The organism is Sphingomonas sp. (assembly GCF_031426035.1).
GTDB lineage: Bacteria > Pseudomonadota > Alphaproteobacteria > Sphingomonadales > Sphingomonadaceae > Sphingomicrobium.
The window spans coordinates 1-9,807 of sequence record NZ_JANPKO010000005.1; the positions used below are offsets into that span (position 1 = coordinate 1).

Below are 9,807 nucleotides of genomic sequence, written 5' to 3' on the forward strand. Positions count from 1 at the left end.
GTCTCGCTCCCCAAGGGCACCGGCAAGGACGTCCGCGTCGCGGTGTTCGCGCGCGGCGACAAGGCCGAGGAAGCCAAGAAGGCCGGGGCCGAAGTGGTCGGCGCCGAAGATTTGATGGAAGCGATCCAGGGCGGCCAGATGGACTTCGACCGGGTCATCGCCACCCCCGACATGATGGGCATCGTCGGCCGCCTTGGCAAAGTGCTCGGTCCCAAGGGGCTGATGCCCAACCCCAAGCTCGGCACGGTCACCCCCTACGTCGGCGAGGGGGTCACCGCGGCCAAGTCGGGCCAGGTCGAGTTCCGCGTTGAGAAGGCCGGGATCGTCCACGCCGGGATCGGCAAGGCGAGCTTCCCGGCCGAAGACCTCAAGGCCAATTTCGACGCCTTCCTCGACGCCATCGTCAAGGCCAAGCCGTCGGGATCGAAGGGCAAGTTCGTCCAGAAGATCGCCGTCAGCTCGACCATGGGCCCGGGCGTGCGGATTGATATTTCGGAGGTCGCCGGCGTCTAGCCGCGCGGCTTTTGAACGGAAAATGGGGGTCGGAGCCGAGCGCTCCGGCCCCTTTTTTTGCGCGCCGCTTGCACCCCGCTGCAAACTGGAGTGCGGCAGGTTTCCGCCGTTCTTGGGAACCGGCGGCGGCATCGACCGTTAATTTGCCGAGCCATATCCGCACACAACAGGGTCCATAGCAAAACCAAGTCATGTCCGCGCGCATCCTCATTGTCGAAGACGAAATTTTCGTCGCCATGAACCTCGAGGCGATCCTCGAGGACCTCGGTTACGAGCCGGTCGGGATCGCCCCCGACCTCGGCACCGCCGAGGAATATATCGGCGCGCCGATCGATCTCGCGTTGGTCGACCTCAATCTGCGCGACGGCCTGACCGGTCCCGAGATCGGCAAAAGGCTCGGCGCCAATGGCGTCACCGTGCTGTTCATTACCGCCAATCCGCGCCTGCTCGGCGACGGCATCGCGGGGGCAGTCGGGGTGCTGACCAAGCCGACCGACGAGAATACGGTCAAGGCGGCGGTGGATTATGCGCTTGGCGTGCGCCACGGCCGCCCGGTCGAGAAGCCTGCCGCGCTCCGCCTGTTCGGCTAACCAGCCGCTTTTCCTACCGGAACAACCGCGCGCGTTGGACCGCGATGCGCACGCGCAGCCCGGCGGGCTGCCAATCGCGCTCGATCGTCCCGCCGAGTTGCTGGACAATGCTGAGGTCAGTCAGCTTGGTCCCGAAGCCGGTGCGCTCGGGCGGACCCGCCAGCGCCGGGCCGCCGTGCTCTTCCCACGTCAGGGCGATTTCGTCGCCCGCGTCATCGGTGTGGATCAACACTTCGCCGTCTGGCTCCAGCAGCGAGCCGTATTTGGCGGCGTTGGTGGCAAGCTCGTGGACCAGCAGCGCGATCGGGGTCGCGCCGCGGTCGTCGATCTTGACGTCGGCGCCGCTGATCTTGATCCGCCCCTCGTCGAGCGCGGGATAGGGCGAGAGGATTTCGCGCAGCACGCTGTGCAGCGTGTCGGGCAGCGTCTGGGGCCGCGATTCGTCGCTGTGCGGGCGGACGAAGTCATGGGCGCGGCCGAGCGCCGAAATGCGTCCCTGCAACTCGGCGGCGAACGGCTTGGCCACCGGGTGGGCGCGCGCGCTGAGGCCGATCAGCCCGTTGATCACCGCGAAGATGTTTTTGATCCGATGGCTCAGCTCGCGGCTGAGGATCTCGTTCTGCTCGGCATAGCATTTGGCCTGATGGATGTCGGTGCAGGTGCCGAGCCAGCGCACGATGCGCCCGTCGCCGTCGCGCATCGGCAAGGCGCGGCCGAGCGTCCAGCGATATTCGCCGCTGCGGTGGCGCAGGCGGTACTCGACCTCATACGGCTCGCCGGTTGCCAGGCTGTGGCGCCACTTCTCCCACGCGCGCTCCTGATCGTCGGGATGGAACATGTCGCTCCACCCTTCGCCGTCGGTCGACCCGGCCGGGACCCCGGTGAACTCGTACCAGCGCGCGTTGTAATAATCGTGGAAGCCGTCGGGCAGCGTCGACCACACCATCTGCGGCATCGCATCGGCCAGCGTGCGGAATTTGGCATCGCTTTCGCGCAAGGCGTTGCGCGCGGCGACCAGTTCCGCCTGCTCGTTAACCACATCGATGCTCACAAATCCTCCGTTTCGGCTCCGTGCCGGATTGATGAAAGCTTGGCCGCGGCAAGCGTTCCGGCCCGCGACGGGAATTAACCTAGTTAAGCCCGCCACCCATCAATCCGATAGGGAAGCCGCGTTTCTGTGCTAGACAGGCCCGGGGCCAGTCCGATGACTCGCGCGGAGCAATCGCGCCCCACCGGGAATGGCTTTCACATCGTCGGCCTCCGGTGTCCCCAAGGCCCGTTGACATGAACCTGACCACGCCACTGCCGGCCGCACGCGAGACGACGCTGGCGGCAGCGCTGATCGAATCGGCGCCGGCGCCGCTGCTGCTGCTCGACCACCAACTGGCGGTGGTCGCGGCGAGCAGTTCGTTTTGCGCCACCTTCGACCTCGACCCGGCCACGACCGTCGGCCGGCCCATCCTCGCGCTCGGCCAGGGCGAATGGAATGTCCCCCAGCTGAAATCGCTGCTCGTCGCCACCCTCGCCGGCAAGGCCGCAATCCCCGCCTATGAGATGGACCTTGTCCGTCCCGGTGTGACGCCGTGCCGGGTGGTGGTCGGCGCCCACAAGCTCGATTTTGCGGACTCCGGCAACGTCCGCCTCGCGGTTACCATCACCGACGTCAGCGCCGACCGAGCGGCGGCCAGGATCAAGGACGATCTCATCCGCGACAAGGAGATCCTGCTTAAGGAGCTCCAGCACCGCATCGCCAACAGCCTGCAGATCATCGCCAGCGTGCTGATGCAGAGCGCGCGGCGGGTGCAGTCGGAGGAAACCCGCGTCCACCTCCACGACGCCCACCACCGCGTGATGTCGATCGCCACGCTGCAAAAACAGCTCGCGGTGAGCGGCGACGCCAAGGTTGCGCTGCGCAAATACTTCACCGACCTATGCGACAGCATCGGCGCCTCGATGATCGCCGACCACGACAGGCTGACCCTCACCGCGTCAGTGGACGACACCTGCGTCTCGCCGCAATGCTCGGTGAGTCTCGGGCTGATCGTCACCGAATTGGTCATCAACGCTCTCAAGCACGCTTTCCCGGGCCGCAACCGCAGCGGCAAGATCACCGTAACCTACGCCGCCACGGACAGCGGCTGGGCGCTGACCGTCAGCGACGACGGGGTCGGCATGGCGGGCGGCAAGGAGTCCAAGCCCGGTCTCGGCACCGGGATCGTCGAGGCGTTGTCGGCGCAGCTCGATGCCACCGTCACCGTCACCGACGGCCAGCCGGGCACGATCGTGGCGATCGTCAAGACCTAGGGCCGTGCCCTTGATCGCGTGGAGAATTCGGCTATAGGCGCCGCGTCGCGTCGGGCTCGTCCCGCCGCAACCGTCCGAGACAGTTGCCGAGGGTTTCCCTCTTAATCTGCAACCGAGACGGGGACAGGAATCATCCGGATGCGCCTCAGGCGAGTCCGGCGTGCGCTGCTTCAGGCGGCGCTATGCGATCCACGCCCCACGGACAATCGCGTCTCGCTTTGGCTTTGGCCACGGTGCGGCATGTTTGAACCTCGGTTGGGGCTTTTTGTCTCAGTCCGAAACTTTGGAGTTGGCATGGACCGTTCGCAAAAAGCCGATCTGGTCGCCGAGCTGAAGAGCGTCCTCACCGAGACCAGCGTGGTGGTTGTCACCCGCAATCTCGGCCTGACCGTGGCCCAGTCCACCGATCTCAGGTTGAAGATGCGCGATGCCGGCGCACAGTTCAAAGTTGCGAAGAACCGGCTTGCCCTGATCGCACTCGAGGATACCCGCTACCAGCCGATCGGCGACCTTCTGAAAGGCCCGACCGCGCTTGCAACCTCGACCGATCCGGTCGCCGCGGCGAAAGTCGCGGTGGACTTCGCCAAGACCAACGATCGTCTCGAGATCGTTGGCGGGGCGATGGGCGACACGCTGCTCGACGTCGCGGGGATCAAGGCCTTGGCCGCGCTCCCGTCACTCGACGAGCTGCGCGCCAAGCTGGTCGGCCTGATCCAGGCCCCGGCGACCAAGATCGCCCGCACGGTGGCCGAGCCGGGGGCCCAATTGGCCCGCGTCTTCGGTGCCTACGGCGCGCAACAGGCAGCTTAATTTTCGCATTTTCCTGATCCACGACAAGCAAGGGGCGCGGCCCCGCAAGGAGTTTTCAAATGGCTGACATCAACAAAATCGTCGACGACCTGTCGAAGCTGACCGTCCTCGAGGCCGCCGAGCTGGCCAAGGCGCTGGAAGAGAAGTGGGGCGTGTCCGCCGCCGCCGCGGTTGCCGCTGCGCCGGCCGCCGCCGCCGCCGCCGGCCCGGCCGCCGAAGAGCAGACCGAGTTCGACGTCATCCTCACCGGCGACGGTGGCAAGAAGATCAACGTGATCAAGGAAGTCCGCGCCATCACCCAGCTCGGCCTCGGCGAAGCCAAGGCGCTGGTCGAAGGCGCGCCCAAGCCGATCAAGGAAGGCGTCAACAAGGCCGAAGCCGAGAAGATCAAGAAGCAGATCGAAGACGCCGGCGGCACCGTCGAGCTCAAGTAACCGAGCGGCCCGCACGGGCTGCGTAGAGTTATCCCTGCGCAGGCAGGGATCCAGCTCTGCCAGAAAACAAAGCTGGACCCCGGCCTTCGCCGGGGCACTGGCGTGGTTTCGCGGATGTCTTGAAGCGTCCGTGGGAAGGAAGGGCGGCTCCGCAAGGGGTCGCCCTTTTTCTATGTGCCCGCCCCTAGTCCGCCGCTTCCCGCGCCATCGCACGCTGCACCGCGGGGCGTCGCTTCATGCGCTCGACCAGCGCGGTCCAGCGCGGGCATTCGCTCGCCATGTCGAGGTCGAGCCGCCACGCCCAGCCGTGGAACGGGAACAGATTGATGTCGGCGATCGAATAAGCGTCGCCGGCGGCCCACGCCCCGTCCGGCCTGGCGCCCAGCCGCCGTTCGACCTCGCGAAACGCGGCGATGGTGTTGAGGCGCCCGGCGTCGGACACTTCGTCCCATGCCGGCGAGCCTTCGGCGACGAAGCGGCCGGGGCGGCGGAACTGGGCGTAGGCGACGTGCAGGCTGCTCGACAGAAAGCCGAGCCATTCGAAGCAGCGCGCGTAGGCCAATGTGCCGGGCGGCGGCGTCAGCTTGGCCTCGGGTTTTAGCGCTGCGATATAGGCCAGCAGCGCGGGCAATTCGGTCACCGTTTCGCCGTCGACGACCAGCGCCGGGACGCGCCCGTGCGGGTTGACCGCGAGAAACTCCGGCGAAGTCTGCTCGCCCTTGCCGAGGTCGATGCGGCGCGCTTCGAACGGCACGCCGATTTCCTCCAGCGCGATATGCGGCGCGATCGAGCAGGCGGTGGGCGCGTAATAGAGGATCATCGGCGCGGGTTTTACGGAGCGCCGCGGCGCTTCGCAATCGGCGTTACGCAACCGAAACCGCGTTAAAGCGCTTGTCCGCTCATGGCCCCGACACAAGAAATCGAGAAACCGTGGTGGACCGTCCGCCACGGCCCCGGCGCGGTGGTCGCCACCGCAATCCATGACGGGCATGACGTCCGCCCCGAAGTTGCCGAGGCGATGGCGCTCGACGACGCCGGGCGCCTGCGCGAGGAGGATCCGTTCACCGGCCAGGCGGTGGTCGACGTGCCCGCGCACATCATCGTCCACCGCTCGCGCTTCGAGTTCGACCTCAACCGCGCCGCCGACAGCGCGGTGTACGAGACCGCCGAGCAATCGTGGGGCCTCGAGGTGTGGCACGGCGGAGCGTGCGACCGGCAGCTGACCGAACGCTCGCTCGCCATCCACGCCGAATATTACCGCTCGTTGGCGGCGCTGCTCGATGGGGTCGCGGCGCGCCACCAGCGCTTCCTGGTGATCGACGTCCACAGTTATAATCACCGCCGCGACGGGCCCGACGGAGCGCCGACGCCGCCGGACAAGGCGCCCGACGTCAACATCGGCACATTCTCCATGCCGCGCGATGAGTGGGCGTTCCTGGTCGATCCGTTGATGCAGGCGATGGCCGAGTTCGACTTCAACGGCCGCAAGCTCGACGTACGCGAGAATATCGCCTTCCAGGGCAAGGGCGAGCAGACCCGCTTCATCCATGAGCGCTACCCGGGCCGCGGCTGCGCCATCGCGCTCGAATTCAAGAAGTTCTTCATGGACGAATGGAGCGGCGAGCCCGACCCCGCCGAGCTCGCTGCGATGCGCCGCTTCATCACTTTCATCGCGCACCGCGCCGAGGAGCTGCTGGGCGAATGAGCCGCCCCTCGCTCCGCCTCGCGCCCGACCCGTTCGTCGCCGAGTTCACCCCGGCCGGGGCACTGCGCCAGAAGGTCGGGGACAGCGGGCGGGTGCATATCGACCGGCCACTCCATTTCCTCGTCCTCCACCGCTCCGCCACGCCCGAGCAAAGCGTCGCGCGGCGGGTGGCGTCGAACAGCCCGGCTTATTTGGCGTGGAGCCCCGACGACGACCTCGCCGCGGCGTCGGCATTGCGCGCGGTGGTGGCTAGGATGCGCGAGCATTTCGGGCATGTCCTGATCGTCTCGCTGTTCGACCAGGAGCCGCCCTCGGAGGCGGCCGACGATGCGCCGTATTTGCCGCAATTCCGCGCCATCATCGGGCCGGGCGACGACGACCGCGCGACCTGCGCCGGCAACGCGCTCGCCAAGGCCATGGCGGCGGTCGAAATCGATCTTCGGTGCTGCGAGGTCGAGCGCCGCGACCGGCCGTATTTCGAGCCGTCGGTGGCCGAGCTGATCGATAGCGACCCCGATCTCTCGCATCTGTCGTTCGGGCTGCCGCCGATCCACCGCGCGCCGGGCGGTCGAATTTACCCGCAACTGTTCCGCGACCTCGCCAACGCCAGCGGCGACGCGGTGCTGCGCGCGGCATGCGCGTTCATCGCCGACGGCAAGGGCAATGCGCCGCGCCATTACCGCGCACTCGGGCGCAGCGCCTTGCTCGCCGCCGCTCTGTCGGCCGACCGCAAGCTCGACAAGATTTCGCGCAGCTTCGACTTCCTGCTGTCGGTGTCGCCGATCAACACCGCCGAGGCGATGGCCGAGTTCGTCGCCGGCGATGGCGAGCGCGCGCCGCGCTTTGAATATCGCCCGCTGACGGCCGATCCCGACGAAGCCAAGCGGCGGCTTTACGCGGTCGACCTCGGCAAGCTCGAGGACCCGTTGCTCGAGAGCCTGCTGTCCGACAAGCGGCGCGAGATCGACCAGCAATTGACCATGCTGTCGGTGCGCAACACCCCCGCCTTCCGCCCCGCCTCGATGCTACTCTACGGCACGGTCGACGCCGCGCTGCTAGCCGACGCGCACATCCTGCTCGCCGCGGCGCGACCGGCCAAGCAGGGCCGCGGGCCGATGATCGGCGCCGACGCGATCGCCGAGGCCGGGCGCGCCTTGATCGCCAGCTACCGCGCCGCCGACCCGCGCTTCACCGCCGAGGTCGAGGTGCGCGACGATTTGGCCGCGGGGCTGATGGTGTCGGGCGGCAAATTGATGGTGTCGAGCGATACCCGCATGGCGACGCGGCGGCTCGACGCGCTGCTCGCGCACGAGGTCAGCGTGCATCTGCTGACCTGGTTCAACGGCGCGCTCCAGCCGCTGTCGATCTTCCGCACCGGGCTCGCCGGTTACGAGGGGCTGCAGGAAGGCCTTGGCGTGTTCGCCGAATGGGCAGTCGGCGGGCTCACCGCGACGCGGGTGCGGCTGCTCGCCGGGCGCGTGGTGGCGGTCGACGCGATGCTGCGCGGCGCCGATTTCGGGCAATGCTATCGCCTGCTCGCCGACGACCACGGGTTCAGCCAGCGCACCGCGTTCAACGTCACCGCGCGGATCTACCGCTCGGGCGGGCTGGCCAAGGACCTTATTTACTTGAAAGGCTTCAAGGCGGTGGTCGATCTGGTCGCCGCGGGCGCCTCGCTCGATCCCTATTGGCTGGGCAAGATCGCGCCGTCGCATGCGCCGCTGATCGAGGAGCTGCTCCAGCGCGGATTGCTCCATGCGCCGCGTTTCGTGCCTGAATTCATGACCCGTGCGGACACGCAGGCCCGAATCGCGCGTTTGCGGGGCGGGGCCGGTCTCGGTTCGATCCTCGAAGGGGAGTAAATCATTTTGCGTATTGCCTTTTTCGTCAACGACATCGAGCGCGAGTTCCCCGGCTACACGACCACCGTGCTGGCCCATCAGGCGGCGATGCGCGGCCACGAGGTGTGCTACGTCACCCCGTCCGATTTCGTCCTCACCCCCGACGATCGCCTCCACGTCCACGGCCGCTTCCTGCCCAAGGCGAAGTGGAAGGATCGCGAGGAGATGTTCGCGGCCTTGAAGAAGGTCGGGAGCAAGACGCGCCAGCTCGACATGGACGAGATCGATATCCTGATGCTGCGCAACGATCCCTCGCTCGACGCGCAAACTTCGCCGTGGGCGGCCGAGGCCGGGATCCTGTTCGGGCGCGAAGCGGTCAAGCGCGGGGTGATCGTCTTGAACGACCCCGACAGCCTGGGGAAAGCGATCAACAAGCTCTATTTCCAGAGCTTCCCGAGCGAAGCGCGCGCGGAAACGCTGATCACCCGCCACAGCGACGACATCAAGGCGTTCGCCAAGGCGCATGGCGGGGAGATCATCCTCAAGCCGCTGCAGGGCTCGGGCGGCTCGGGGGTATTCAAGCTCGACGCCAAGTCGGCGGCCAATCTCAACCAGATGATCGAGGCGATTGGGCGCGATGGCTACATCATCGCCCAGGCCTATGTTCCCGCGGCCAAGAAGGGCGACATCCGCTTTTTCCTGATGAACGGCCACCCGCTCGAGATCGACGGCAAATATGCGGCGCTGCGGCGGGTCGCGTCGAAGGACGACATCCGCTCCAACATCCACGCCGGCGGCACCGCCGAGGCGGTCGAGATCGGCAAGACCGAATTGAAGGTGGCCGAGATGATCCGCCCCAAATTGATCGCCGACGGCATGTTCCTGGTCGGGATCGACATCGTGGGCGACAAGATCCTCGAGGTGAACGTGTTCTCGCCGGGCAATCTCGGCAGCTGCTCGCGGCTGGGCGGGGTCGATTTCTCGGTGCCGATCATGGAGGCAATGGAGCGCAAGGTGGCGATCGCCGACCAATACGCCCACGCTTTCGACAACCGCCATCTGGCGACGCTGTAGATTTTCGTCGCTTTCCGGCCGCCTCCCCCTTGCAAGCGGCGGCGGAAGGCGTATATCGGCTCCATCCACAAATTGACGGCTCCGCCGCACGGTGACGTGCGCCCGGAGCTTTTCCTGCCCTCCCCGGGACAGGGCCCGAACGGCGCACGGGCCACACGCATTGGGAAGGACGAAGCGGGAAGCAGCGCTCCATATCGAGGCGGACTGAGCCCGGCCCGAGCTTGCCCATGAAGCGATTGCTTCAGCGGCGGCGCGGCCAGGACCAGGCCCTTTGTCCAGCTGGCCCCCGGTTTCGTGCCGGGGCACGGAACGAGAAAAGGCGCGACACACCCCATGGCAACCAAAGCGATCGACGTCCGGGCCACCACCGGCTCCAGAACCTCGCGGCGCATCCGCAAGATCTTCGGCAACATCCACGAGATCTCGGAGATGCCGAACCTGATCGAGGTTCAGCGCGAAAGCTACGAGCAGTTCCTCCGCTCGGACCCCGCTACCGGCTATGTCTCGGGCCTCGAGAAGACCCTGCGCTCGGTGTT

11 protein-coding genes are annotated in these 9,807 nt (G+C 66.9%); 9 read left to right on the forward strand and 2 right to left on the reverse strand.

The genetic code is table 11. From position 1 onward, the window contains the following. Both rplA and RMP08_RS00320 read left to right on the forward strand, forming a co-directional pair. A partial coding sequence (rplA, locus tag RMP08_RS00315) for a 50S ribosomal protein L1 (protein WP_310466946.1) occupies nt 1–513 on the forward strand: 513 nt, incomplete at its 5' end. A 191-nt stretch (nt 514–704) separates the two neighbouring features. Further along, on the forward strand, nt 705–1,103 hold the full coding sequence (locus RMP08_RS00320) for a response regulator (RefSeq protein ID WP_310466947.1): 399 nt from the start codon (nt 705–707) through the stop codon (nt 1,101–1,103). Nucleotides 1,104–1,116: 13 nt separating this feature from the next. On the opposite strand, the gene RMP08_RS00325 is transcribed toward RMP08_RS00320, so the two are convergent. Further along, a complete protein-coding gene (locus RMP08_RS00325; protein WP_409049753.1) occupies nt 1,117–2,154 on the reverse strand; it encodes a PAS domain-containing protein in 1,038 nt (345 codons plus the stop codon). Nucleotides 2,155–2,387: 233 nt separating this feature from the next. Between RMP08_RS00325 and RMP08_RS00330 the strand changes: the two genes are divergently transcribed. The 3 genes from RMP08_RS00330 (at nt 2,388) to rplL (ending at nt 4,651) form a co-directional block, all read left to right on the forward strand. Then, nucleotides 2,388–3,407, forward strand: coding sequence for a histidine kinase dimerization/phosphoacceptor domain -containing protein (locus tag RMP08_RS00330; RefSeq protein WP_310466948.1), 1,020 nt, complete (start codon nt 2,388–2,390; stop codon nt 3,405–3,407). Between the two features lie 294 nt (nt 3,408–3,701). Then, the gene (rplJ, locus tag RMP08_RS00335) at nt 3,702–4,217 is read left to right on the forward strand and encodes a 50S ribosomal protein L10 (protein ID WP_310466949.1); all 516 of its coding nucleotides are present in this window, start codon (nt 3,702–3,704) and stop codon (nt 4,215–4,217) included. Between the two features lie 59 nt (nt 4,218–4,276). Further along, nucleotides 4,277–4,651 carry a 50S ribosomal protein L7/L12 gene (gene rplL, locus RMP08_RS00340; RefSeq protein ID WP_310466950.1) on the forward strand — a complete coding sequence of 125 codons (375 nt, stop codon included), beginning with the start codon at nt 4,277–4,279 and terminating at the stop codon, nt 4,649–4,651. Between the two features lie 184 nt (nt 4,652–4,835). Here the strand turns inward: rplL and RMP08_RS00345 are convergent, their stop codons facing one another. Then, nucleotides 4,836–5,471 carry a glutathione S-transferase N-terminal domain-containing protein gene (locus RMP08_RS00345; protein WP_310466951.1) on the reverse strand — a complete coding sequence of 212 codons (636 nt, stop codon included), beginning with the start codon at nt 5,469–5,471 and terminating at the stop codon, nt 4,836–4,838. An 81-nt stretch (nt 5,472–5,552) separates the two neighbouring features. Here RMP08_RS00345 and RMP08_RS00350 point away from each other — a divergent pair, with 81 nt between their 5' ends. The 4 genes from RMP08_RS00350 to RMP08_RS00365 form a co-directional block, all read left to right on the forward strand. Further along, complete coding sequence (locus RMP08_RS00350) at nt 5,553–6,356, forward strand: N-formylglutamate amidohydrolase (RefSeq protein ID WP_310466952.1); 804 nt, start codon at nt 5,553–5,555, stop codon at nt 6,354–6,356. Next, entirely contained in the window at nt 6,353–8,218 is a 1,866-nt protein-coding gene (locus RMP08_RS00355; protein WP_310466953.1) for a flavohemoglobin expression-modulating QEGLA motif protein, read from the forward strand. The genes RMP08_RS00350 and RMP08_RS00355 overlap by 4 nt, the downstream gene beginning before the upstream one ends. A 6-nt stretch (nt 8,219–8,224) precedes the next feature. Continuing rightward, complete coding sequence (locus RMP08_RS00360; RefSeq protein WP_310466954.1) at nt 8,225–9,271, forward strand: glutathione synthetase; 1,047 nt, start codon at nt 8,225–8,227, stop codon at nt 9,269–9,271. A 333-nt stretch (nt 9,272–9,604) separates the two neighbouring features. Beyond that, the coding region (locus tag RMP08_RS00365; protein WP_310466955.1) for a hypothetical protein at nt 9,605–9,807 on the forward strand (203 nt) is incomplete at its 3' end.

Bases quoted from the DNA above. Each gene is read 5' to 3' on its own strand.
- RMP08_RS00320 (WP_310466947.1), top strand. From the start codon at position 705: ATGTCCGCGCGCATCCTCATTGTCGAAGACGAAATTTTCGTCGCCATG.
- RMP08_RS00330 (WP_310466948.1), top strand. From the start codon at position 2,388: ATGAACCTGACCACGCCACTGCCGGCCGCACGCGAGACGACGCTGGCG.
- rplJ (WP_310466949.1), top strand. From the start codon at position 3,702: ATGGACCGTTCGCAAAAAGCCGATCTGGTCGCCGAGCTGAAGAGCGTC.
- rplL (WP_310466950.1), top strand. From the start codon at position 4,277: ATGGCTGACATCAACAAAATCGTCGACGACCTGTCGAAGCTGACCGTC.
- RMP08_RS00345 (WP_310466951.1), bottom strand. From the start codon at position 5,471: ATGATCCTCTATTACGCGCCCACCGCCTGCTCGATCGCGCCGCATATC.
- RMP08_RS00350 (WP_310466952.1), top strand. From the start codon at position 5,553: ATGGCCCCGACACAAGAAATCGAGAAACCGTGGTGGACCGTCCGCCAC.
- RMP08_RS00355 (WP_310466953.1), top strand. From the start codon at position 6,353: ATGAGCCGCCCCTCGCTCCGCCTCGCGCCCGACCCGTTCGTCGCCGAG.